Source organism: Pseudomonas sp. GW821-FHT05H12, from assembly GCF_059419385.1.
Genome location: NZ_JBWKRS010000023.1, coordinates 24937 through 47505, shown reverse-complemented (window position 1 = coordinate 47505; position 22569 = coordinate 24937). Strand labels below are relative to the sequence as shown.

Below are 22569 nucleotides of genomic sequence, written 5' to 3'. Positions count from 1 at the left end.
CGATTCAAATGCCAGCTGGCCCTCCGCTTTCGCAGGCAAGCCAGCTCCTACATTTTGATCGGTGTCCGGCCGGGACATTGGGTACACCGCTAACCCCCTGTGGGAGCGGGCTTGAAGAGCGCCCTAAACCTCCACTTCCTTCTCCAGCACCAAGGTAATCCCCGTTTGCGAGTACACCTTCGACCAGGTGTTCATCGTCTTGAAGTTATCGTGGTTGTCGCCATCGGCCGGGTCCATGAAGTCTCCGCCCGGGCGCAGCATCACGTAGTGCAGCCCCACTACAAAGGTGGTGACCACACACAACGCTCGGCGATTTGCGGCCATCGGCGGCGGTGCGCCGTGGATCACGGGAAAGCCCGCCTTCACGCAAAGCTCTTCGCACTTGGGGTACAAGGTGGCCAAGGCGCTGGCCAGAAAGCCTTCCATGTAGATGGTCACGTTCAACCCCAACGTCCGCGCCGCCAACGCCACACTGTGGGGATAGGAGTAGCCGGCCTTGGTGGGATCGAAGGGTTTGACCACCCCGCCGGTCAGCGCGCCGGAGGTGAACTTGTAGAGTTCCACTTCACACATGTTGGTGCGCAACGCATCGGTTGCGGTCATGCCACCGGGCAAGGTTGCCTCCAGCTCCACTGCCGCGCACAACAACGACGCAGCCCCACAGGAAAAATCAAAAGCCTGTTTCTTTTTCGCAGCCGGCATAAGCACACTTCCATAGAGGTTATGCGGGCTTAACAGCTCAAGAACGGGGTTTATTCCCCGCTGTCTGGATGAATTTTTCTTTAGCCTTGACCTGTCCGCGCTGGTACAGCGCCTCGACCAGTTTCTGTCGCTCGTCCTGGGGCAAGTTGCTCGCAAATTGCGCCAGGGTGCCGTCCACCAATGCCCTGAGCGACGTATCGGCCTCGCGCGCTTTGGCCAGCTCGGTCACCAGCGCGTCGCGGTCCAGGCTCGGCGATTCCAGCTGTTTGATCACGCCAAGGCGTGCCTCGCGGCCGGCCATGATCAGCGGCTGGCTGTCGGCACGGTTCTGGCGCAGCAGTTGGCGCAGTTCCTTGCGCCGCTCGGGCGGCAACTTGATCATCGCCTGGCGCAGGCCATGCTGGTTGACCACCGCTTCGGCGGGTTTGGCCGCTGTCGTCCAGTGGTATAGGCCACCGCCGACGCCGCCGATCAAAAACACATTGAGCAACACCGAGACGACCAACCACGGCTTGAGGGATTTGGGGGTCATTGCTCGGTTTCCTCGGCGTTGACGGTAAAGACGACGTCGGCGTCGCCCTGATCGAAGACGCTGGGCAGCACTTCGGATGACGACATCGGCAGCGGCACGCTCAGCGACGCCACCAATACCCCGGCCGCGATGCCGGCGATGCCCACCCCCACCAGGCCGGCAGGTGACAACCAACTGGCGTAGCGCGACCAGAATGACGCCCGGCGCGGCGCCGACTGGCGAATCTGTCGGGCCAGCGCAGGGTCGGCGAACGCCAACTGATGGCTGTCCAATCGGGTATCCAGCCAACTGGCCTCGCGCAACGCCTCGCGGGCGCTGGCGTTGCCGTTATCGAGCAGCGCCTGGGCGGCGGCTTGTTCGGCGATGGGCCAGCGGTGCAGGCTGGCCCCGTAGGCATCAGCCAGATGAGCAAATCGTTCGGGCGTCATGGTTTTTCCCTTCCTGGGCGGGCAAGCCCTGGTGTGTCGGCAAGTTGATTGCGCAACTGGCGTCGGGCCCGCGACAGCAGGCTCTCCAGTGCCTCGACGCTAATATTCATCAGGGCCGCGGCGTCGATGTTCGACAGCTCCTGGTAATACTGCAGCACAATGGCTTCGCGCTGGCGCTCGGGCAAGGTCGCCAACGCGGCGGCCATCCTCGCACTGCGGTCGGCGGTTTCCAACTGCTCATCAAGGGACGGTGCGCTGTCCGCCAGCTCCAGCACTTCGTCCTCGTCCAACGGGCGCTCTTTGCGACGACGCAAGCGGTCGTGGCACAGGTTCAGCGCCACCCGGTGCAGCCAGGTGTCAAACCGCGCTTCACCAGGACGCCAGTTCGCCGCGTGGCGCCAGATGCGCAAGAAGCTTTCCTGGGCCACGTCCTTGGCCTCGTCGGCATCGCCCAGGATCCGACCGGCGAGCGCCAGCAGACGCGGCAGCTTGCGCGTCACCATCTCGTTGACGGCCGCAGGTTCGTTGTTGCCGATACGTGCCAGTAGCTCAACGTCCGGATCAGTGTCTTTCAATCGGGTAATACTCGGTCCGGAGGCTAAGTTTCAGGGTTCAGCGGATCCAATGCCCTTCGCGCCAGTACCAGTTCGGCCCATGGGATTCCCAATGGCCCGGCTCCCAGCGCGCATTGCGCATCACCGGCTGCCAGTGTCCTGGCACCCACGCATAGGCACCGCCTTCCCAGCGCCAGTGTCCACGGTCCCAGGCGTAGCCGGGGCGTTCGGCGGGTATCACTTCAACGCGCTCGGCCGGTGGGGCCTGGCGAATGATGACTTCGGTCTGGGCAAACGTCGGGGTGCTGACAAACGCGGCGAGCGCCAGCGGGGCAAGCAAGACAAGGCGCAATTTGGCCAGTGGTTTCATGGCAACTCCTCATACGGCGAGCGAAAGTGCACGCTGCTGATGGGTTGAACGCCAGGTACGGGAAGAATCCGTCGCGAACTCCGCAGATTTTTTTCACGCCGTGCGTAAGAGGAGTATTGCTCAGGGGATGAAGGGGCTTGATGAAATGTTTGAAAGCATTGCGACGGATATTCCAGGGTGGCGGCGTTCAACCTGTAACGCCGAACACACCAAGAGGAAACATCATGTCCCGTCGCCTATCCATGCTGGTTGCCGCCCTGCTGATCGTAAGCCTGAGCGGCTGTGTGATCCTGCCGGAACATCGGCATTGCTGCTGGCGCTACTACGGCGCGGTCTCGACCCAGGCCGACACCGCCGTGTCATGACGCTTAGCCGACGGCTGCAAACCCGCGGCGCCCGGCCTTGATCTCGGTGCGCAGCTCGCCAATCAGGTTTGAGATGGAACGGATGCTGTCCAGGCCTTCGGGCGAGACGCGGGTCAGCAGCAGCTCGACGCGCCCGGTCTGCGGCTCGAACACGCTGATGCGCAGTGAACCGTCGCTGTTGAGGCTGCAATCACAGGACAGCGGCAAGAAGCCTGACGCCATGATGCGACTGAATTCAGTGATCGAAATCATCATAAGCCCCCGTCCCTGGGCCCTGCCCTGTCGGTGTGATGGAACCAGAGTAGATGAGCTTGCGACCCTGGCGTAACAATTAATGCAAAAGTGTTAGCTACCGCGCATTTTGCCCCGTAAACGCTGGTGCGTTGGCGCCAGGAACCCGGCACTCGACCTCTCGTCCGGTGCGCTGGCGAAGGCTTGACTCACGGGCCGGTTCAAAAGACGCTCATGGCATTTCGCCCCTACTTCGAGCAGCCCACCTATGAGCATCGCCCCACCGAGCCAGCCCGACAGTGACGTCTACAAAACCCTGCTGGAGTCGACTAAAGCCATTCCCTGGCGCATCGACTGGCAGACCATGACCTTCAGCTACATTGGCCCGCAGATCGAGACACTGCTGGGCTGGACCCCGCAAAGCTGGGTCAGCGTGGATGACTGGGTCGAACGCATGCACCCCGATGACCGCGAATACGTGGTGAACTTCTGCGTGTCGCAGTCCCGCGCCGGCGTGGACCACGAGGCCGACTACCGGGCGCTCACAGTGAACGGCGACTACGTGTGGATTCGCGACGTGGTGCACGTGGTGCGCAAGGACGGCGAAGTCGAAGCGCTGATTGGCTTCATGTTCGATATCAGCGAGCGCAAGAAGACCGAAGAGCACCTGATCCGCCTGCAAAAGCAGCTTGAGGAATATTCCTACCAGGACGGCCTGACCGGTATCGCCAACCGACGCATGTTCGACATGGTCTTGGAACGCGAGTGGGCCAGCGCCCAGCGCAGCCAGTTGCCGTTGTCGTTGATCATCCTGGATATCGATTTTTTCAAGCAGTACAACGACCACTACGGCCATATCAAAGGCGATGAGTGCCTGCGCCAGGTGGCGCGCACCTTATCGCTGGCGGCCAACCGGCCACGGGACTTCATTGCGCGCATCGGCGGCGAGGAGTTTGTGTGGTTGCTGCCGGAGACCGATGCCGCCTCGGCCAGACAGGTCGCGCAACGCTGCCTGCACCTGATCTGCCAGCAGCAGATCGAGCACGGTTTTTCACCGGTGTCGAAACTGCTGACCCTGAGCCTGGGCGTGGGCACCCACCTCGTCACGCCCGACAGCGCCATGCTGGGGTTTGTCGAGGAGGTGGACAAGTTGCTGTACCAGGCCAAGCGCAACGGCCGCATGCGTGCAGAGTTCGCCGACGTTGAAGTTTGACGTTTGAGTCAAATCGCAGGCAAAAAAAATCCCAAGTAGCTGATGGAAACTTGGGATTTAAAAATGCATAAACCGTGGGAGGTGAACGCCCGGCTATAGTACCGATTGTAAAAAGCTGTAACAAGATTATTTTAATCCTTTCGTCGGATTAAAAGTCGCGTAAGTCATTCAATAACCTGACCTTTTTTAAGGTAGCGCGGCGCACTTGTGCCACTTTTTGGTGCAAGTAGCGCGACTATTACCTGACACTTCGTCGGTATATATCCGCTGTATAAATAAGGTTATTGATTATAACGGCGCAACACTTCCGGACTCACGCGCCTTAAGTTGCTTGCACGCCTCGGGCGGCTGGAGGTTGGCCGGCAAAGCCGCACGGGCCATGCTTTGGATGTGTTGGCAAAGGGCCAGGCGTTCGGCGGCTTCCTCCCGCTCCTGGTCAACCCGCGCATTGAGCCGTACAAAGTAGAAGCCCAGCAAAACCGCGACGCACAGCACCCCGATCACAAAGTAGCGAAAGCTGTTGGAGGACGGGTCTTCAGGTGGGTTCATGGCACTACAGCGCCCTGCTCTTCTGGTAACGAACGTCGTCGCCGTCAACCTGATCCACCACCGACCAACCGAGGCGTTGGTAAAACCCGTTGGCGCGGATTTCATCACGCCCGTCGGTGACCAGGAACAACGTGTCATGGCGTTCAAACAAGGCGGCCTCGGCAACCGTCATCAATTGGCGGCCGAGCCCTTGGTTCTCATAGGCCGGCCGCACGAACATCGCAAACACTTCGCCACCGTCCAGGTCGACCATGGAAAACCCGGCAGGCTCGCCATTGACCTCGGCGATCCACACACAGGGCGCTTCACGGATGCTGTCCGCCAGCCCATCCGGGGTAATGCCCAATTCGGCCATTTGTTCCCGGCTCAGGTGGTTCTGCACCACCGAGGTACGAATCGCAAACAATGTGTCGATGTCCTGCGGTGTCGCCTGCCGTATCCGCGTATTCATGGGCGCTTCCTCCGTTGAAGCACGCGATTGTATGCAAATAGAAACATATGCATTGTCGTGGTTTTGTAAAAAGCGCGCGATTACAGGGATTCAGTGTGCTGCTGGCGGCGGAATTGCCCCGGCGCCAAGCCGTGTGCCTTGCGGAAACAGCGGGAAAAGTACGCCTCATCGGTGAAGCCACAGCGTTGGGCGATAACGCCGATCAATTGCGCGCTGTTGAGCAACAAGGTACGCGCCAGTTGCATGCGACGGTCGAGCACCAGTTGGGAGAACGGTCTGCCGGTCTCCTTGCGCAACAAGTGAGTGAGGTAATTGGGCGACAGGAAAGCCGCAGCGGCGGTGTCTGTCAGGTTGAGGGTGGGTTCGTGCAGGTGCTCGCGGATATACCCCTGCACCCGTGCCAGTGCGTCCTTGCGCCCGCGCCGGGTGGCGTTGCTGGCGGCAAATGCCTGCAGCGGCTCGGCGTAGGCCTGGCACACCAGGCCGATCAGCTGGAACAGGTAGCCCTTGAGGCGCTCGCGCGCGCCGAAGGTGCGGTGGGCGTCGAGGGCACGCATCTGGGTGAGCCAGGTTCGCACTTCTTCGAAGGCCGCGTCGTCGAGGATGAAGTCCAGCTGTTCCTGGAAGCGAAACGGTGCCAGTTCTGGCGCCTGGCCGATGGGGATGTCTTCCAGGTCCAGTGGGTCGCACGTCAGCTGGGGCAGGAAAAACGCCTGGCTGAAGTTGATCAGCATGAACTCGCCATCCTCGGGATGGGGGATCACGTGCAGGCGATGGGGCAGGATGAACGCCAGGGCCTTGTGCGGAAACGGCCGCACCGCGCCGCCGATATGCTGCACGGTGTCGCCGCCGAGGTTGATCTGGATCTGGAAATACTCGTGGCGATGGGGGCTAGTCAGCGCCGCCCGCCCGCGTTTGTCGCGGATATAGAAGTCGGGGCGGTCGCTGCGTTGTTCCATGCCATAGGTGGTGACGCGGGTGCCTGGCATAACAGTCTCTCGGGTGGCCTGGGCACCACTTTAGCCTCAACCCTGGCTAAGGGTGAAACTCAACTCGCCAATGCCGTCGATGCCGGCCGTGAGCACATCCCCCGGCTGCACGGCACCCACACCTGCGGGCGTACCGGTGAAAATCAGGTCGCCCGCCTTGAGCGCCACGGATTTGGACGCGTGGCTGATCACTTCGCTGACGGACCAAATCAGGTCGGCCAAGTCACCCACTTGGCGTTGTTCGCCGTTGACCTTGAGCCAGATTTTCCCCGTGGAGGGATGGCCGATGGCACTCACGGGCCGCAAGGCGGTGGTCGGCGCCGACTCATCAAACGCCTTGGCCCAATCCCACGGACGGGAGAGTTTTTTCGCCTGGGCTTGCAGGTCGCGACGGGTCAGGTCGATGCCAACACCATACCCCCAGATATGCGACAACGCCTCTTCAGGGCTGATATCCACCCCACCCTTGCCGATGGCCACCACCAGTTCCACTTCATGGTGCAGGTCGGCGGTCAGCGGCGGGTAAGCGATCACCCCTTCGGCGGGCACGACGGCATCCGCTGGCTTCATAAAGAAAAACGGCGGCTCGCGGTCTGGGTCATGCCCCATTTCCCGGGCGTGCTCGCTGTAGTTGCGCCCCACACAAAACACCCGGCGCAGCGGGAAACGTGCGTCGCTGCCCTGGATGGCAAGGGAGGGAATGTGCGCGGGGGTGAATACGTAGTCAGTCATGGCCTGTGCCTCTTCGTTTACCTGGCGCCAGTATGGCGAGGGGTACGAGGGCAAAGTTGGACAGGCTTACGCAGATTTTGTACTGGCCGGTGCTTGCTCGTGCAGCGCTCGGTCCAGCAGGCGATACAGCGGCAGGCACGCAGCCTGGATCAACAGCATACGGATAACCTGCATGGCCGTGACCAATGTGACCGCCAACCCCAAGGCTTCGGCAGTGAGGCTCATTTCCGGGGCACTGCCGGGCATCATGCCCAGGGCCAGCGACAGCCACGGCATGCCCAATCCAGCACCCAGCCCCCACGCAGCCAGCGCAGTGGCAATCACTGAGCCCGCCAAGAGCACCAGCACCTTGGCCAGAAAACCCGGTGCACGGCGGAAAAAACCGCGGTCGAACGCAACACCCAGTGCACATCCGATCAGCAATTGCCCGCACCCGCTGAGCCAGCCTGGCATGCTCATCGACAAATGGTTGCACCCCACCCCCACCGCACAGATCAGGAACGGCCCGAAGGTCCAGGGATTGGGAAGGTTGCAGCGCTTGAAGGCCAGTGCGGCGAGAAAGCCCATTGCCAGGATAAAGATCAGCCAAGGCCAGATGACCGGCAACGGCTCGTGCGCCACAGAATGGGACACGCCAAAGGTAGCCACCGCTGGCACTGCCAACAGGATCAGCAGCAACCGGACGCTGTGGGCCGCCGCGATAAAACTGGTGTCCGCCTGACGCTGCCGTCCCAGGTGCACCATCTCGGTGGAGTTGGCCGGCATCAGCGCGAAGAACGCCGTGTTCAAGGCAACGCCCCATCGGTGCAAGAACAGCACCGAACCCAGGGCCAACACCAGCGTCAGCAGTACTGCTGTTACGATCAGCCCCAAATGCCCCGCCACCTGCTGCATCACCGGCACGGTGAAATGGCAGCCGATGGCCACGGCCACGATCAACTGCCCGGCTTTGCGCCCGTGGGGAATTTCCGGCACCCGGCTGCCCGCGCAGCGGGTCAGCAACACCGCGAGCAATGAGCCAATAACCCAAGGCAAAGGCCATCCCGCCCATTGGGCAAGGCTACCGCCCAAGGCGCCAACAGTAAGGGTGGCGAGCCAGTAACAGCGAAGGTAGAGGGGCATGATGAAATCCGGCATGGAGAAGAATGCCGACAGGTTATAGACTGCCGCGCATCACAAAAAATATCCATTTGTGAAGCTGTTCATCACTCTTTGTTATGTGAGCCGGAATGAACCTCAGAGCCCTGGAATACTGCGTCGAAATCGCCCGCCAAGGCAGCTTCACCAAAGCCGCGCAGGCCCTGCATGTGGCGCAGCCGGCATTGAGCATGGCGGTCAGCCGCCTGGAAGATGAGCTGGGGGTGGCCTTGTTCAACCGGGCCACACGCCAGATCAGCGTGACGGCCGAGGGCCAGCTGTTTCTGGCCCGCGCCGAAGCGTGCCTGGAGGGTTTGGCCGGCGCACGCCGCGAACTGCAGGACCTGACCCAACTGCACAGCGGCGAAATCCGCGTCGGTGTGCCACCGATGTATGGCATCCGCCATATTCCGGAACTGTTGATGCAATTTCGTGCCCGCTACCCCGGCATTGCCATGCACGTGGTCGAAGGCAGTGCCGATGACATCAGCGCACGCCTCGCGACACGGGCGATTGATGTCGCGTTGCTCGAGTCGCGACGCGTGGAACCTGGCTGGGAGTCGGTGCTGCTGGGCAGCGATGAGATGGTGCTGTGCGTGAACGAGCATCATCCTTTGGCGGGAGCGGTATCGCTGTCAGCAGACCGCCTGCACGACGAACCGTTGCTGGTGTTCGACAACACCTTCCTGCAACGTCACCTGCTGGATACTTTTTGCAGTACCGCACGGGTGCAGCTCAACATCGCCCTGGAAAGCAACTTCGTACCACTGGTGATAGCGGCCACGCGCAGCGGGATGGGGGCTTCTACCCTGCTGCGTTCCGTTCAGGAGCAGGAGCCAGGGTTGGTGGGGGTGTCTTTTGCGCCTGCGCAATTTATGCACTTCAACCTGTGCTGGCGCGCCAACGAATACCTGTCACAAGCCAATCGGCGCTTTATCGACACCGCCAAGGTATTTTTCCAGGAAGATGCCGGCTCACCGCTGTCACGCTGAGCCAGTCAGGCCATCACTTGCGCGCCACTTTGTAGCGTACGCAATCCTGGTAAAAACTCTGGCGGATTGCCTCGGGTTTCAGCCGGGAACGGCTGTCGTAGGTCTGCTCGGTGATGCCCATGGCCATCATGCGCATCCACGATTTGCTGAACTTGATGGTCTGGATCTTCTGCCGCGCGGCATACAGCGACACGCCCGACAGCTTGAGTTCCTGGGCCCTGGCGGCGGTGCCAGCGCCCCAACTGCACATGTACTTGTCACCCTCGCGCAGCTCCCGTGCCTGCACGGCAGCCGCGCCGCCTGCCAGGGAGCAGGCGATCAGCATGATTCCAACAGTGCGCATTTGCATCCCCACCTAACCACCTGAAAATAAAAGCGATTCTGGCGAGGATTTTGTTACAAAGGGGCCATTAAATTGCCTTATCAGCGCATTTTTACCACTGATAGGTCGCACTCGCCTGCACGGTGCGCTGCGAGCCGTACCAACACCACGAGTACGAGTAGCACGAGGCCACGTACTCTTTATTGGCCAGGTTGGTGGCATTCAATGCCAGGCGCAGGTTGTCCTTGAGACTGGTGATGTTCGGGATGTCGTAATGCACCGCCGCGTCGAACAGGGTGTAGCCCGGCACCTTCAGGGTGTTGGCGGTATCGCCCCAGGACGACCCGACATACCGCGCACCGGCGCCGGCACCAAAGCCTTTCAGGCTGCCGTCATGGAAGGTGTAGTCCGCCCACGCCGACGCGGTATGGCGCGGCACGCCATAGGTGGTGGTGCCCTCGGCGGCGATGGCGGGGCCTACGCCCACATCGCCGATCGGCGCATAACGCACGGTGCTGTTGGACTTGCTGATGCGGTTGTCCAGGTAGGCGTAGGCCGCGGTGATGTCCAGGTTGTCGTTGAGGCTGGCCTTGCCTTCAAGCTCAAAGCCACGGGACTGCACTTCGCCATCCTGGCTTTGGCAGCGGCCGGTGCCGCACAGGTGCGTCGGGTCCGGGTCGGTGGTGAGCACGTTGGTCTGGCGCAGGTCGAAGATCGCGGCGGTGATAAAACTGTTGCTGCCCGGCGGCTGGTACTTGATGCCCACTTCATACTGCTTGCCTTCGGTGGGTTTGAACACCGAACCGCCATACCCCGTACCCGATTGCGGCTGGAACGATTCCGAATAGCTGGCGTAAGGCGCCAGGCCGTTATCGAACAGGTAGACCAGCCCCACGCGGCCGGTAAAGGCCTTGCTGTCCAGGGAGGATTTGGCCTTGGCGCCGGAGCTGAGGGTCTGGGTGCTGTTGTCGGTGCTGGCCCAGTCATAGCGGCCCCCCAGCAGCAGCACCCACTTGTCCCACTTCATCTGCTCTTGCAGGTACACGCCGGTCTGCTCGCTGCGCGACGTGCCGTCGGTGGTATACGCAGGCACCGGAACCGCCGCGCCGTACACCGGATTGAAAATATCCAGGGTCGGGCCCGCGGTGTACACGCCGGAGCCCTGCTTGGTGTCGGTGCTGGTGTTCTGGTAGTCGAGCCCCATCAGCAGCGTGTGCTGCAGCGAGCCGGTGTCGAATTTGGCTTGCAGCTGGTTATCGAGGGTGTAGGCGTCCATGTCGACGTCAGCGGCAATGGTCGAGCGTCGGATGGTGCGGTAATCCGCCATCAGGTAGTTGTTGTAGAGGCTGCGGTACTGGCCCTCGCTGCGCAGGTAACGCGCGTTCTGGCGTACGGTCCACACATCATCGAAGTGATGCTCGAAGGCGTAACCGATGGAGTAATACTCACGGTTGCTCTTCTCGAAGTTCTTCTCGCCGTCATAGAAATCCACGTCGATGCTGCGCCCGGTCGGGCTGTGCAACACCGATCCCCAGGCCGGCACCGAACCGTAGGACGCGCCCTTGGGGTCCTTCTGAAAGTGCCCGAGCAACGTGAGCGACGTCGCCTCGTCCGGGCGCCAGGTGAATGCGGTGGACAGCGACTGACGGCGGGTCTCGGTGTGTTCCACTTGCCCATCGGCATCGTCGAAAAGCCCGGCGACGCGGTAGGAGTAAACGCCCTGATCATCAATCGGCCCGCTCAAGTCGAAGGTGGTGCGCTTCTTGTTGAAGGTGCCATATTCCACGCCGACTTCATGAAACGGCGTATCCAGCGGGCGCTTGGTGACCATATTGATCACACCGCTCGGCGTGCCCTGCCCGTACAGCACCGACGCCGGCCCGCGCAGCACTTCGACGCGCTCCAGATCAAACGCGTCCTTTTGCGGCAAGGCATCGCGACTGGACGGCATGCGCAGGCCATCCAGATAGGTGGCCGGGGCAAAGCCACGGATGGTCAGCTGGTCCAGGCGCGACGCCGTGGCGCCACGGGTTTCCGGTATCACGGCGGCGCTGTAACGCAGGATCTGGTTGAGGCTCTCGGCGTTCTGCGCGCGCATCTGGTCCTTGGTCACAATCGAGATCGACTGCGGGGTCTCGATCAACGCGGTGTCGGTCTTGGTGCCCGACAGACTGCGCGTGGCCACGTAACCGGACACCGGCCCGGTGGGACTCTCGGCCTGGTAGGCGCCGCTGATGGTGGTGGCCTGCAACTCCATGGCCCCGCCGTTATCCGGGATCGGCTCCAGGCGGTAACGGTCGGCGGAAATCTTCAGCGCCTGCAGGCCACTGCCGGCGAGCAACTGGTTCAGCGCCGCGTCGGTGTCGTACTGCCCGCTCAAGCCATTGCTGTGCTTGCCCCGCGCCAGGCTCGCATCAAACGCCAGCACGAGGTTGGCCTGCTCGGCCAGGCTGTTGAGTGCCTGGCTCAGATCACCCGCAGGAATCGAGAAGCGACGCAGCGCGCTGCTGCTTTCTTCGGCAAAGGCAGGTTGAACAGACAGCAACGGCACGGCGGCAAAGGCGAACGCCACTGACAGGGCCAGTGGATGCAAGGGACGAGCAAGGCGCGACATGGGAAATCCTGCGTAATAGAGGTTCTATTAACCATGACGGCCAGGTCGGAAAATCGGGCAAGGATGAGAGCCATTTTTATTTGAGCAGCTTTTCGCAATGAGCCGGATCGCCTTTTTGCGTAATCCCCCGGGCTAGTTTTTCGCGGCTTTTTCCCGCTCTACGTCATCCCATTCTGATTTTTCCAACCGTTCATCCAGCCGCTTTTTGCTGCGGCAGACTCCGACGCCTTGCCCTTCGACGAGACGTCACGGATGACACACACCGCCCACATTGCCTTTATCGAACACGAGCTGGATGTCTTCCATCAGAGCCTGGCGGAGTATCGCCAGCAGATGGGCACCTGGTACGCGCAGGCGTTGGATTCAGCCAGCCATGCCGCTGATTTGCCTTCGCTGTTGGGCATGGAGCGGGTGTTGCGGGTGGGTGATTCGCAGATCTCGGTGAGTGTGTCCGATGCCGATTTTTCGACCGTCACCCATTGCTCGCTGGGCGGCGAGCTGAACATCGAGAGCCTGTTCGAATCGGTGTATGACGTGCCGATCGGCAACATCCCGGTTGAGGTAATAGGGCTCGATGACGGCACCTCCACCGTGGTCATGCTCGATGAACACGGCAAGGGCTCACACCACTGCGCGGCAGGCAAGCGCTATCAGGTGCGGGTGCGAGGGAGCGTTTCCGAGGAGCAGGTGGAGGCGCTGTTTGCCTCTTACGCGGGGCTGACGGCTGACCTGGAGCAGTGGCTGCGATCGCAATGGTCCGGGTTTAAGCCGCACTGGGAGCGCTCGACCGCCAGCGCCATTGGCAACGGTGTTTTGGCTGGCAGTTGGGCGGCGATCAAAGAGGTGTGGGACAGCATCAAGCTGGTCCAGGCGATTCTTGAAGACCCGTTGAAGTTCGGCGAGCAACTCGGTGATCAGGCTGCCAAGTTGGCGCAATTGGCCACCGACACGCCCAAAGTCATGGAACAAGCCATGTTGCTGGCCAGTGACGAGGCGGCGCTGTACCTGATGCTGCGCACGGCGATGCTCTGGCTCAACGCGCTGCCACCCGGCGAGATGGCCGAGAAGGCGGCCGGGTTGGCGGTGTCGTTGCTGATTGACCTGGTGATTGGCGCGGTGTTGACCATCGCACTACCCGCGGCGGGCGTGGCTTACCTGGGGTTGCGCCTGGTCAAGTACGGCGCGCAGATCCTTGATGCGGCGGTGGGTTTTGTTAAGAGCCTTTTGGCGATTCTGACGAAGTTCATGCAGGCAGTGGATCGCTACAAGGCCGTGGCGGTTCGCGGCGTGGTCGGCGGGTTGAAGCAAGGCACGATGCAGATGCGCTGGCGGGCACGGCAGAACGCGGTGCTGACGCAGAAAGAGCATGTGGATGATGTGCCTGCGTCGGGGAAGAACCAGAACGGCGATGCGGCAACCTGTTCGGCGACCACGTGCACTAACGGTTGTCCGGTGTCGATGGTTACGGGCGAGGAATTGCTCACCCTCACCGATGGCACGCTTGATGGGATGTTGCCGTTTGAGTGGACGCGGTTGTATCGCACCAGTGCGGTGGAAGTGGATTGCGGGTTGGGGTTTGGTTGGAGCCATGCACTGGCGCATCGCCTGGTGGTTGCGGGTGATTCGGTGGTGTGGACGGATCATGAGAACCGCTCGACTGAGTTTCCGCTGCCCTCCGCCGCCCGCCCCGCGATTACCAATAGTTTGGCCGACGCGGCGATTTATCTGGGGACGTTGCCGGATGAGTTAGTGCTGGCGCAAGGCTCGCGTTTCTACCATTTCGTTAATGGTTTTCTGACAGCGATCAGCGATGCGTATGACAACCGACTGCGTGTTTCCCGGGATTTCAGGGGGCGGATTGAGCGGTTGGATAACGGCGTGGGGCGGTCGTTGTTTTTGCGCTACTCGTCGGGTCGCATCGTTGACGTGGACTACCAGATTCACCGGGCTGAAGGGCCGGGTGAGTTTGTCTGGGTTACCGAGTACACCGTCGTTTCCTACGCCTATGACGACCTTGGCCGACTTGTGTGTGCGACTAACGCTGTCGGTGAAAGCGAGGTTTATCGCTACGACGATCAGCACGTCATTCTTGAACGCCAGTTGGCCGGTGGGGCGAGTTTCTTCTGGGAGTGGGAAAGGTCTGGCAAGGCGGCGCGCTGTGTTCGGCACTGGGCCAGCTTTTCGCAGATGGACACCCGGTATGCCTGGGATGACAACGGGCAGGTCACGGTGTTTAACGCCGATGGCAGCCAGGAAGTCTATGTGCATGACGGGCGTGCGCGGCTGGTGCAGCGTGTTGATCCGGACGGTGCCGAGCACTTCAAATCCTACGATGACAAAGGCCGGCTGACGGTTGAGCAGGACCCACTGGGCGCGATCACGGCCTATCAGTACGACGACGCTGGACGTTTGGTGGCGCTGTTTCCGGGGGACGATGAGCCGACCTCCTACGAGCATGACAATGGGTTCGTACGGGTTGTAAGGCGCGGTCAGGCGGTCTGGAAATATGAGCGTAATGACAGGGGCGATATCACCCGCAGGATTGATCCTGAGGGCCACAACACCGACTACAGCTACAACAAATATGGGCAACTGACGGGGGTTTGGTTCCCGGATAACAGTTGTCAGCGGCTGGTGTGGAATGAACGGGGGCAGTTGCTTGAGGAGCATCTGCCGGAGGGTGGGATCAAGCGTTATCGCTATGACGACCTTGGCCGACAGGTGGCGCGGGAGGATGAACATGGCGCGCTGACCGAGTATCAGTGGGACAGCGTGGGGCGGTTGGTTCGGGTGGTGTTGCCGGGGGGCGCTTTTAGGGAATACAGCTACAACCCTTATGGAAAAATCACGTCTGAGCGGGATGAGTTAGGCCGCGTTACCCGCTACGAATATGCCGATGGGCTGCATCTGATCAGCCGTCGTATTAATTCCGACGGCACCCAGGTCAAGTATCGCTACGACAATGCGCGGTTATTGCTGACTGAGATCGAAAACGAGGTTGGCGAGACCTACAAACTCGATTACCACCTAAACGGCCTGATCCAGCAGGAGATAGGGTTTGACGGTCAGCGCACGGCTTACGTCTACGACCTCAACGGCAACCTGCAGGAAAAGACCGAACACGGGGATGACGGCAGTCAGTTGGTCACCCGCTATGAGCGCGATTCTGCCGGCCGCCTTGTACGAAAAACCCTCCCCGATGGTAAAACCGTCGACTATACCTACGACCGCCAAGGCAACCTCCTCGGTGTCGAGGACGGCCACTGGGCGCTGGCCTACGAGTACGACAGCCAAAACCGCCTCACTGCCGAACACCAAGGCTGGGGCACCTTGCGCTACGGCTACGACGCCTGCGGCCAGTTGCAAAACCTGCGACTGCCCGACAACAACCGTCTTGTTTTTAATCACGCCAAAGGCGGCCACCTCGCCACCGTCGAACTCAATGGCGAAATCCTCACCTCGCACCTGTTCAAAGCCGGCCAGGAACACCAACGCCAACAAGGCCAGCTCCTTAGCCACTACCACTACGACGACCAACAACGCCTGCATGCCCACACCGTCACCCAGCAGGAACACCACCTCTACGCACGCCACTACACCTACGACAAATCCGGCAACCTCACCCGCCTGCTCGACACCCGCAAGGGCCAGCACGACTACACCTACGACCCACTGAACCGCCTCACCCGCGCCGACCACTCCCAGGATTTGCAAGAACGCTTCGCCCACGACCCGGCCGGCAACCTGCTCATGCAAAACCGCCCCGGCCCGGACATCGTCGCGGGCAATCGGCTGATGATTCAGGGGGATAGGCATTACGACTATGACGCGTTCGGCAATCTGATCCGTGAGCGGCGTGGCAAAGGTCACCTGCTCGTCACCGAGTACCGCTACGACTGCCAGCATCGGCTGATTGGTATCACGCAACCCAATGGGCAGACGGCCAGTTACCGTTACGATCCGTTTGGGCGGCGGATCAGCAAAACCGTTGATGACATAACCACGGAGTTTTTCTGGCAAGGCGACAAGGTGATTGCCGAGCATCACAAGGACCGTCATCGCAGCTACCTCTACGAACCCGGTAGCTTCAGGCCGCTGGCCTTACTGGAAGGCTTCGGCCCCAAACAAACCAAGCCCTACCACTACCAGCTGGACCATCTGGGCACCCCACAAGAACTCACCGCCCCCAACGGCGAAATCGTTTGGTCCGCGCATTACCGCGCCTACGGCGAAATCAGCCGCTTGGACGTCGGAAAAATCGACAACCCGCTGCGCTTCCAGGGCCAGTACTTCGATCAGGAAAGCGGGCTGCACTACAACCGGCATCGCTACTACAATCCGGATATTGGTCGTTACCTGACGCCGGATCCGGTGAAGTTGGCGGGTGGGATCAATGCTTACCAGTACGTTCCTAATCCTACGGGGTGGGTGGATCCGCTGGGATTGGCTTGCATCCCTGGAGATTGCCCACTTCGGCAAGGCAAAGCGTTAACACGAAAGCATGGGAAAAAGGCCCCGGAGATTGGTGACCCCAACCGGTCTTCGACATATGAACAAGCACTGAATAAGGCATTGAAGTGGCTGCTAGAAAAAGGCTTCCGCGCAGAAAAGCCAACTCCCGGAAGATTTGGCCCACGTATCGGGGAACCGGTTGGAATGCAGACAGCCAATGGTAAAACCGGGTACCGGGTTGAACATGACGAGAGTCACGGCGCCCATATAAATGTTTGGTCACACAAAAAAAAGGGACCACACTTCGTTTTTGATGCCAGTCCAAAAATAGTATTAAAACTGACAAAAAGGTTTTCAAAAAAATGAGTTACTTCGACGAAGAATTAAGTGAAGACTTAAACAGCAATGATATCCCCTTTAACATCCTCTCCGAGAGCGAACAAATATCAATCACTAGAAGAATAAATAAAACTGTACCATTTTCCGTGAACAAAGTAGCTTGGAGCAGATTGAGCAACAGCATTGATTTCGGTCAAACATCTTCAGATTCGGCAATCTTGCAGTTGGCCGAAGAAATTAAGATGGTCGCTGATGGCGACTTGATTTTTATCGGCGATTCGGCCTGTGATGAGGCTTACTTCATCCCCCCTGAATATATAAAAAAAGCAATCAAAATCTTTTCTGAACTACCTCAGCACACTTACATCGTGCAAGACTCGCTAGCTTGGATTGCCTGCGTTTCTTTTGAAGGTGATTTGAACTTCGCAAACCTGTCATAAAAACATAAATAACGCAACCTCTAAAAAACAATGACGCCTTGCATGTGGCCATCCATCCCCAGTTGAAATCAAGCTGTGTTACCGTACCCACTTAACGGCCCAACTGCGAGTTTCCGCTATGATCAGTCTAGGCGGCGAGTCGACGAAACCGATGATGACGTAAACATCGAACTCTTTTGACAAGTTAACAACCTGTCTACCAAGCACTACTCGCACTGCACTCACAATTGGATCTAACAGAAAGACAGAACACAACGCGAATAGAATTAAGTTACCTACGTAAACAAGGAAACTAAAAAAATGAAGATGATCTGTGTCCCGCTCAGTCCTGAGGCCATGTTCTTAATGGATACAGGCACTTGCCCAAACTCTTTACTCAAAACAATCAATCTCACTCCTAGAGAATATAAAGAACTCTTAGAGCCCAACGCGATAGACACTATAAATATCACCCTTGGAAAATTAATCGACGAATACGAAGACGAAAAAATTGACACCTTCAAAGATCTAAAAAAAGCACTAGGCATATTGCATACAATAAAAACACCTACAAACTCAACCATCATCGAAAAACTAATAAAATTAAACACCTTAGCGATAAAAAACCATACCGGGCTATTTTTCTTCTTCTAACCTGACCACCACAGGACAACCACTAACGCCAACACTCCTAGTCAAATGAAAATTAAAAACTCATTTCAAACACCATTATTCCAAGACCAAAAATAAATTCAACAACAAAAACCTTAAAATCACGAGCAGAAAATTATGCTAAAACAGAATCGAAGTATCACCCTCACGGGAGCAGAAGCACTTGACGCCCTTAAAGAAGTCGAATTCATGTTGATATCCCTACGTAAAATGGGTAGCTATTACGCGGAAAAGCCTAATTCCACTGACGAATATAGAAAAGCAACTACCGACTTCATTGACGATTGTGCGATCACTCATCGCCTAGCAAAAGTACGCTCGATCATTTCTCGAAAGTTTGACGACACTCTTGGAGATGATGATATGGACGACATAGAACGACATGTATCTGACTTGACTTTCTGGACCCCAGACCAGCCTCTAAATAAAAGAGTTCGCATTGAAAATACGTTTGAAATCCCCAAAGGAACTATCGAACAGATATGTTGCAAAAAAAATGAGCTATGGGTTGTTTTTTCCGATCTACACGGCGATTTTTTAGTGATCACTTTTCATAACCCCACTGCTTTCCAGGCTTATGGCGCGCTTGGCACTGAGACACTTGGCGTAAGCGAAGAAAATATTGAGCCCTCACAAAATTCTAAACACTTCACCAACATACAAAGCAAGAAAAATTATTGTTTCAAATCTAGCAGCGATTCAGAAACCGTTCTCGCAATTATCGCTGATGGATACAGCGCCGAAGGAATATAACTAAACCGCAAAGATTCTACGCACCCATGAGTAATTGCAAGGCGATGAGCGATAGCAAAATTGAAAATCTTATCAGCGAACATTTAGCGCAAGTAAAGAAAGCAACAAACTTACTTAAGCACGCTTTTGGAACCAAAAACATTCTTGGCTTATGGCGCACTAAAAAAATCCCGCAACGAGGCTCAGTGAGTGGCGATGTAACCTACGAACTGCATGGGATTGGCTGCCGTGTTTACATATCTGAAATATGTATCGACTTCGACTACGGCCCTGATGACAGGGTCGACGGCTTCGACCTTTGGCGGCTATTTATATACGCTTGTGAGCTTCCGGAAAAATACAAACAGTACACAGATAGAGATTTTTTGGAGCACGACTTCAACGAGTACCTAAAGCTAGGCAAAGCCAAGAAAATCCCAGGGGCGATGTCCAGTTTGTACTTTATTGAATCATGACTGTGATAACCGGGCTGATTACCGGCCAGCCCCTCACCCCCACGCCACCACCAACAACCCCACCCCCAACACCAAACACAACGGCGAATAAAAATACGTATCCAACCTGGCAAACCTAGACCCACCCACCTTCTTGAAAAACCCCACCAGCTCCGAATCCCCGATCGCCCTGGCAAACATGATCACGGCTATCGCGCTGATTCCCCATTGCAACGCGCCATGGGACACCGCCGAGAAATACAGCCCGGCGCGCAGGCAAACCAGCAGCGCTATCGCCACCAGCCCCATCGCCACCAGAAAGGTGCCCAACGCCGAAGGCTTGAACGCGGGCCGTGGCCCTCGGGCGAATTCGCCGGGCAACTGGGGGATGGCGGCCAGGCTACCGAGTTTGCCGCCTGCGGCCCAATACAGGTGCACCATGCTGATGCAGGTGAAAATCCCGACGATCCATCGTGCGACGACAAAGCTCATGGCTGGCTCTCCCTGAAAACGTGCGAATGAGGATAGTCGGCCTGAGATTTTTTGTAGGCATTTCGTCGGCCGCTGATGGTAAAGTGCCGCCCCATGAAAATCGCCCGTGCCGACCGCTCGCTCATTGCCTGGATGCTCTATTGCTGCGTCCTGTTCAATGTGTTCGCGTGCAGTATTGGTCATGGGCAGATGCTGGGGATGCAGCTCAATGGCATCGGCGGGCAGTTCTGTACGGTGGACCCGCGTACCCAGGCGCCGGCACAGAAGAACTCGACCGATGAGAACCTGCCGACGCTGTCGAAGGCGTTCGGTTGCCCGCTGTGTTCATCGGGTGGCATGGGCCCGGCGCTCAATACCAGCCTCAATGTGGCGGTGTTGCCACAACCCCACGCGCCACCGCCTGCGGTGGTTGTGGCTGCCGACATCCCTGCCCGCTTCACCTGGCCCACGGCTCACCCGCGCGCGCCGCCTGTTTTTGCCTGACACCTTCGCTTTCTGATCAGCACTGACCACCGCTCCCGTCGGGGATTACGGCCGGCTGTGCGTTGTTTTCAAGCCAAGTTTTTCAGGATTCAACCATGAAACATCTTCCCCTGTTGGCGGGCCTGTTCGGCTGCCTGCCTGTCTGCGCCTTGGCCATCGAGTTGGCCCCCACGACCATTGATGGCGATCAAGCCACCGAACCCGGCCTGACCCTGGATCAATCCAGCGGCATGGCGTCTCGCCTCGGATTGAGCGTGCGGGAAACCCCAGCATCGGTGGCGATCGCCAATCGAAATGACATCGAGCGCCATGGCGCCAAGACCTTCCGCGATGCGGCCAACACCCTGCCTGGCGTCAACGCGAGTGCACCGCCGGGGTTTGGCGGGTTCGTGTCGTACCGTGGCTTTACCAGCAGCCAGATCACCCAAATGTTCAACGGCATCAACGTCGCGACTGGCCTGGCACGGCCGGTGGATGCGTGGATCTACGACCGCGTCGAGCTGGTGGGCGGCCCCTCCTCGCTGATCAACGGCGCCGGCTCTGTGGGCGGCTCGCTGAACTACGTGACCAAACTGGCTACCCGTGAAGAGCAAGCTGCCGAGGGCCAACTCACCTATGGCAGCTACGACACGGCCGGCATGGCCTTTGGCGTCAATCATGCCCTGACCGAACCGGGTGCCGAGGTGCAGCACTACGCGCGCCTGGATGTAAGCCGCAACACCAACCACAGCTACATTGATCGCGATCAGCGGGATGCCTGGAGCGTGGCGTTTTCCCTGCTCAGTGACCTGACGCCAGACCTGTCCCATACCCTGGCCCTGGAATACCAGGATGAGCACGAAGACAGCCCCTACTGGGGCACACCAGTACTCAACCCCAAGGCCGGCGAGCTGAAGATCGACCGGCATAACCGCTTCAACAACTACAACGTCGCCGATGGCCGTTACGAGCAGCGCACGATCTGGGCGCGCTCGATCATCGATTACCGGATCAACGACAGCACCACCCTGAAGAACACCCTGTATCACCTGGACAGCCAGCGCGACTACCGCAACCTGGAAACCTACCAGTACAACGCCGACAACAGCGCAGTGAACCGCTCCACCGCCTACCAAGTGCGCCATCAGGGTGAGCAAAACGGCAACCAGTTCGAGCTGCGTCACGACGACAGCCTGTTCGGGCTGTCGACCACCTGGTCCGGTGGCTTTGAATACAAGGTCAACAGCACCACCAACAACCCGCTCAACGTACCGGGCAACAGCACGGTGGACCCGAACAATTACAACCCGGGGCACTTCTATGACATCCCGGGCACCAAGCCGGGCTTTGTCAGCGACAAGACCAACGAGGTCACCACCCGTGCGCTGTTCGTGGAAAATCGCCTGGGCCTGACCGATAAACTCTCCCTGCTCACCGGCCTGCGCTACGACGCCATCGACCTGGATGTGACCAATCACCGAACCGTAACCGCAACCAACCCACGGCACTTCACCCGCAGTTGGGAACCGGTAACCGGCCGCGTGGGCCTGACCTACCAATTCATCCCGACGGCCAATGTGTATGTGCAATACAGCACCGCCGCCGAACAGCCGAACACCACCACGCAAGTGTTCGACGTCTCGACGGGAAAACAGTGGGAAGTGGGCAGCAAGTTCGACTACCTGGACGGTCGTGGGTCGGCCACCGTTGCCGCCTACAAGATTGAGCGAAAGGACTTTGCTGTTACCGACCCACTGGACCCGACCAACAGCATTCCGGTGGGCGCGCAATCGTCCAAGGGCATTGAGTTGGCCAGCTCGCTGCGCATCACCCCGAGGCTATTGGCCGAAGGCAACTTCGCCTGGGTCGACGCCGAATACGATGACTTCAACGAGAAAATCGCCAGCGGCGCCGTGGTCTCGCGCAAAGGCAATACGCCGACCAATGTGCCCAAGCAGGTGGGCAACCTGTGGCTGACTTATGACTTTGCCGAGGACTGGCAAGGGGGTGTGGATGCGAGGTATGTGGCGCAGGTGTATGCAGACAATGCCAACACACAGACGGTGCCGGCCTACACGTTGTTCGGGACATTCCTGCGCTACAAGGTGGACTCGCACACTTCGGTGACCGGGCGCGTGCGCAACCTGACCAACGAGGTGTATGCCGAGTTTGCCCATGTGTCGCCGGCGTATTACCTGGGATCGCCGAGGACCTTTGAATTGGCCGTGCAAACCAAGTTCTAAAACGCACCACCCGGTCAATGTGGGAGCCGGGCTTGCCCGCGATGGCGGTATGTCAGGTAACAAATTTGTTGCCTGACTCACCGCCATCGCAGGCAAGCCAGCTCCCACAGTTGGAGCTCCAC

24 protein-coding genes are annotated in these 22569 nt (G+C 58.8%); 10 read left to right on the top strand and 14 right to left on the bottom strand.

Going from position 1 to position 22569, the window contains the following annotated elements; all coding sequences use genetic code 11:
* Positions 1–123: 123 nt before the first annotated feature.
* Genes AC07SU_RS19845 through AC07SU_RS19825 form a run of 5 tightly spaced genes read right to left on the bottom strand, consistent with a single transcriptional unit; the run spans position 124 to position 2586 of the window.
* Entirely contained in the window at positions 124–702 is a 579-nt protein-coding gene (locus tag AC07SU_RS19845; protein WP_178923775.1) for a T3SS effector IpaJ family cysteine protease, read from the bottom strand.
* 37 nt (positions 703–739) lie between these two features.
* Positions 740–1234 (bottom strand): periplasmic heavy metal sensor, encoded by a 495-nt coding sequence (locus tag AC07SU_RS19840; protein ID WP_494997984.1) that lies wholly within the window; start codon positions 1232–1234, stop codon positions 740–742.
* Entirely contained in the window at positions 1231–1662 is a 432-nt protein-coding gene (locus tag AC07SU_RS19835; protein ID WP_494997983.1) for a hypothetical protein, read from the bottom strand. Before AC07SU_RS19835 ends, AC07SU_RS19840 begins: the two co-directional genes overlap by 4 nt.
* The gene (locus tag AC07SU_RS19830; protein WP_494997982.1) at positions 1659–2237 is read right to left on the bottom strand and encodes an RNA polymerase sigma factor; all 579 of its coding nucleotides are present in this window, start codon (positions 2235–2237) and stop codon (positions 1659–1661) included. The genes AC07SU_RS19835 and AC07SU_RS19830 overlap by 4 nt, the downstream gene beginning before the upstream one ends.
* Positions 2238–2274: 37 nt before the next feature.
* Entirely contained in the window at positions 2275–2586 is a 312-nt protein-coding gene (locus tag AC07SU_RS19825) for a YXWGXW repeat-containing protein (RefSeq protein WP_176997828.1), read from the bottom strand.
* A gap of 224 nt (positions 2587–2810) precedes the next feature.
* On the opposite strand from AC07SU_RS19825, the gene AC07SU_RS19820 reads away from it, so the two are divergent.
* Entirely contained in the window at positions 2811–2951 is a 141-nt protein-coding gene (locus tag AC07SU_RS19820; RefSeq protein ID WP_176997829.1) for a hypothetical protein, read from the top strand.
* A 3-nt stretch (positions 2952–2954) separates the two neighbouring features.
* Here the strand turns inward: AC07SU_RS19820 and AC07SU_RS19815 are convergent, their stop codons facing one another.
* Positions 2955–3203 (bottom strand): DUF1652 domain-containing protein, encoded by a 249-nt coding sequence (locus AC07SU_RS19815; RefSeq protein WP_176997839.1) that lies wholly within the window; start codon positions 3201–3203, stop codon positions 2955–2957.
* A 247-nt stretch (positions 3204–3450) separates the two neighbouring features.
* Here AC07SU_RS19815 and AC07SU_RS19810 point away from each other — a divergent pair, with 247 nt between their 5' ends.
* Positions 3451–4395, top strand: coding sequence for a sensor domain-containing diguanylate cyclase (locus AC07SU_RS19810; protein WP_176997830.1), 945 nt, complete (start codon positions 3451–3453; stop codon positions 4393–4395).
* Positions 4396–4683: 288 nt separating this feature from the next.
* Here the strand turns inward: AC07SU_RS19810 and AC07SU_RS19805 are convergent, their stop codons facing one another.
* From AC07SU_RS19805 to AC07SU_RS19785, 5 genes are all read right to left on the bottom strand, one after another.
* Positions 4684–4944, bottom strand: coding sequence for a hypothetical protein (locus AC07SU_RS19805; RefSeq protein WP_494997981.1), 261 nt, complete (start codon positions 4942–4944; stop codon positions 4684–4686).
* Positions 4945–4948: 4 nt separating this feature from the next.
* On the bottom strand, positions 4949–5395 hold the full coding sequence (locus tag AC07SU_RS19800) for a GNAT family N-acetyltransferase (protein WP_176997832.1): 447 nt from the start codon (positions 5393–5395) through the stop codon (positions 4949–4951).
* An 80-nt stretch (positions 5396–5475) separates the two neighbouring features.
* Entirely contained in the window at positions 5476–6384 is a 909-nt protein-coding gene (locus AC07SU_RS19795) for a helix-turn-helix transcriptional regulator (RefSeq protein ID WP_494997980.1), read from the bottom strand.
* Positions 6385–6420: 36 nt separating this feature from the next.
* Positions 6421–7116 carry a fumarylacetoacetate hydrolase family protein gene (locus AC07SU_RS19790; protein ID WP_494997979.1) on the bottom strand — a complete coding sequence of 232 codons (696 nt, stop codon included), beginning with the start codon at positions 7114–7116 and terminating at the stop codon, positions 6421–6423.
* A 66-nt stretch (positions 7117–7182) separates the two neighbouring features.
* Positions 7183–8238 (bottom strand): AbrB family transcriptional regulator, encoded by a 1056-nt coding sequence (locus tag AC07SU_RS19785; RefSeq protein WP_494997978.1) that lies wholly within the window; start codon positions 8236–8238, stop codon positions 7183–7185.
* Between the two features lie 107 nt (positions 8239–8345).
* On the opposite strand from AC07SU_RS19785, the gene AC07SU_RS19780 reads away from it, so the two are divergent.
* Positions 8346–9245 (top strand): LysR family transcriptional regulator, encoded by a 900-nt coding sequence (locus AC07SU_RS19780; protein WP_494997977.1) that lies wholly within the window; start codon positions 8346–8348, stop codon positions 9243–9245.
* A gap of 13 nt (positions 9246–9258) precedes the next feature.
* On the opposite strand, the gene AC07SU_RS19775 is transcribed toward AC07SU_RS19780, so the two are convergent.
* Together AC07SU_RS19775 and AC07SU_RS19770 are read right to left on the bottom strand one after the other, a co-directional pair.
* The gene (locus AC07SU_RS19775) at positions 9259–9588 is read right to left on the bottom strand and encodes a hypothetical protein (RefSeq protein WP_065941186.1); all 330 of its coding nucleotides are present in this window, start codon (positions 9586–9588) and stop codon (positions 9259–9261) included.
* A 91-nt stretch (positions 9589–9679) separates the two neighbouring features.
* A complete protein-coding gene (locus AC07SU_RS19770; RefSeq protein WP_494997976.1) occupies positions 9680–12181 on the bottom strand; it encodes a TonB-dependent siderophore receptor in 2502 nt (833 codons plus the stop codon).
* Positions 12182–12433: 252 nt separating this feature from the next.
* Between AC07SU_RS19770 and AC07SU_RS19765 the strand changes: the two genes are divergently transcribed.
* The 5 genes from AC07SU_RS19765 (at position 12434) to AC07SU_RS19745 (ending at position 19271) form a co-directional block, all read left to right on the top strand.
* Positions 12434–16999, top strand: coding sequence for an RHS repeat-associated core domain-containing protein (locus AC07SU_RS19765; protein WP_494998023.1), 4566 nt, complete (start codon positions 12434–12436; stop codon positions 16997–16999).
* The gene (locus AC07SU_RS19760; protein ID WP_494997975.1) at positions 16996–17412 is read left to right on the top strand and encodes a hypothetical protein; all 417 of its coding nucleotides are present in this window, start codon (positions 16996–16998) and stop codon (positions 17410–17412) included. The genes AC07SU_RS19765 and AC07SU_RS19760 overlap by 4 nt, the downstream gene beginning before the upstream one ends.
* Before the next feature lie 300 nt (positions 17413–17712).
* Positions 17713–18045: a hypothetical protein gene (locus tag AC07SU_RS19755; protein WP_494997974.1), complete on the top strand. Its 333-nt coding sequence runs from the start codon at positions 17713–17715 to the stop codon at positions 18043–18045.
* A gap of 135 nt (positions 18046–18180) precedes the next feature.
* A complete protein-coding gene (locus AC07SU_RS19750; RefSeq protein ID WP_494997973.1) occupies positions 18181–18816 on the top strand; it encodes a hypothetical protein in 636 nt (211 codons plus the stop codon).
* Between the two features lie 44 nt (positions 18817–18860).
* Positions 18861–19271, top strand: coding sequence for a DUF6896 domain-containing protein (locus AC07SU_RS19745; RefSeq protein ID WP_494997972.1), 411 nt, complete (start codon positions 18861–18863; stop codon positions 19269–19271).
* 33 nt (positions 19272–19304) lie between these two features.
* Here AC07SU_RS19745 and AC07SU_RS19740 read toward each other — a convergent pair whose 3' ends face one another.
* Positions 19305–19742 (bottom strand): DUF3995 domain-containing protein, encoded by a 438-nt coding sequence (locus tag AC07SU_RS19740; protein WP_494997971.1) that lies wholly within the window; start codon positions 19740–19742, stop codon positions 19305–19307.
* Positions 19743–19835: 93 nt separating this feature from the next.
* On the opposite strand from AC07SU_RS19740, the gene AC07SU_RS19735 reads away from it, so the two are divergent.
* Together AC07SU_RS19735 and AC07SU_RS19730 are read left to right on the top strand one after the other, a co-directional pair.
* Complete coding sequence (locus tag AC07SU_RS19735) at positions 19836–20225, top strand: DUF2946 domain-containing protein (protein WP_494997970.1); 390 nt, start codon at positions 19836–19838, stop codon at positions 20223–20225.
* A 95-nt stretch (positions 20226–20320) separates the two neighbouring features.
* Complete coding sequence (locus AC07SU_RS19730; RefSeq protein WP_494997969.1) at positions 20321–22447, top strand: TonB-dependent receptor; 2127 nt, start codon at positions 20321–20323, stop codon at positions 22445–22447.
* Positions 22448–22569: the final 122 nt, after the last annotated feature.

What these genes read in the sequence shown, in the direction of transcription:
- AC07SU_RS19760 (WP_494997975.1), top strand. Translation starts at nt 16,996, where the DNA reads ATGAGTTACTTCGACGAAGAATTAAGTGAAGACTTAAACAGCAATGAT.
- AC07SU_RS19770 (WP_494997976.1), bottom strand. Translation starts at nt 12,181, where the DNA reads ATGTCGCGCCTTGCTCGTCCCTTGCATCCACTGGCCCTGTCAGTGGCG.
- AC07SU_RS19765 (WP_494998023.1), top strand. Translation starts at nt 12,434, where the DNA reads ATGACACACACCGCCCACATTGCCTTTATCGAACACGAGCTGGATGTC.
- AC07SU_RS19805 (WP_494997981.1), bottom strand. Translation starts at nt 4,944, where the DNA reads ATGAACCCACCTGAAGACCCGTCCTCCAACAGCTTTCGCTACTTTGTG.
- AC07SU_RS19795 (WP_494997980.1), bottom strand. Translation starts at nt 6,384, where the DNA reads ATGCCAGGCACCCGCGTCACCACCTATGGCATGGAACAACGCAGCGAC.
- AC07SU_RS19815 (WP_176997839.1), bottom strand. Translation starts at nt 3,203, where the DNA reads ATGATTTCGATCACTGAATTCAGTCGCATCATGGCGTCAGGCTTCTTG.
- AC07SU_RS19730 (WP_494997969.1), top strand. Translation starts at nt 20,321, where the DNA reads ATGAAACATCTTCCCCTGTTGGCGGGCCTGTTCGGCTGCCTGCCTGTC.
- AC07SU_RS19780 (WP_494997977.1), top strand. Translation starts at nt 8,346, where the DNA reads ATGAACCTCAGAGCCCTGGAATACTGCGTCGAAATCGCCCGCCAAGGC.
- AC07SU_RS19845 (WP_178923775.1), bottom strand. Translation starts at nt 702, where the DNA reads ATGCCGGCTGCGAAAAAGAAACAGGCTTTTGATTTTTCCTGTGGGGCT.
- AC07SU_RS19745 (WP_494997972.1), top strand. Translation starts at nt 18,861, where the DNA reads ATGAGCGATAGCAAAATTGAAAATCTTATCAGCGAACATTTAGCGCAA.
- AC07SU_RS19825 (WP_176997828.1), bottom strand. Translation starts at nt 2,586, where the DNA reads ATGAAACCACTGGCCAAATTGCGCCTTGTCTTGCTTGCCCCGCTGGCG.
- AC07SU_RS19735 (WP_494997970.1), top strand. Translation starts at nt 19,836, where the DNA reads ATGAAAATCGCCCGTGCCGACCGCTCGCTCATTGCCTGGATGCTCTAT.
- AC07SU_RS19740 (WP_494997971.1), bottom strand. Translation starts at nt 19,742, where the DNA reads ATGAGCTTTGTCGTCGCACGATGGATCGTCGGGATTTTCACCTGCATC.
- AC07SU_RS19800 (WP_176997832.1), bottom strand. Translation starts at nt 5,395, where the DNA reads ATGAATACGCGGATACGGCAGGCGACACCGCAGGACATCGACACATTG.
- AC07SU_RS19750 (WP_494997973.1), top strand. Translation starts at nt 18,181, where the DNA reads ATGCTAAAACAGAATCGAAGTATCACCCTCACGGGAGCAGAAGCACTT.
- AC07SU_RS19840 (WP_494997984.1), bottom strand. Translation starts at nt 1,234, where the DNA reads ATGACCCCCAAATCCCTCAAGCCGTGGTTGGTCGTCTCGGTGTTGCTC.
- AC07SU_RS19790 (WP_494997979.1), bottom strand. Translation starts at nt 7,116, where the DNA reads ATGACTGACTACGTATTCACCCCCGCGCACATTCCCTCCCTTGCCATC.
- AC07SU_RS19755 (WP_494997974.1), top strand. Translation starts at nt 17,713, where the DNA reads ATGAAGATGATCTGTGTCCCGCTCAGTCCTGAGGCCATGTTCTTAATG.
- AC07SU_RS19785 (WP_494997978.1), bottom strand. Translation starts at nt 8,238, where the DNA reads ATGCCCCTCTACCTTCGCTGTTACTGGCTCGCCACCCTTACTGTTGGC.
- AC07SU_RS19835 (WP_494997983.1), bottom strand. Translation starts at nt 1,662, where the DNA reads ATGACGCCCGAACGATTTGCTCATCTGGCTGATGCCTACGGGGCCAGC.
- AC07SU_RS19810 (WP_176997830.1), top strand. Translation starts at nt 3,451, where the DNA reads ATGAGCATCGCCCCACCGAGCCAGCCCGACAGTGACGTCTACAAAACC.
- AC07SU_RS19775 (WP_065941186.1), bottom strand. Translation starts at nt 9,588, where the DNA reads ATGCGCACTGTTGGAATCATGCTGATCGCCTGCTCCCTGGCAGGCGGC.
- AC07SU_RS19820 (WP_176997829.1), top strand. Translation starts at nt 2,811, where the DNA reads ATGTCCCGTCGCCTATCCATGCTGGTTGCCGCCCTGCTGATCGTAAGC.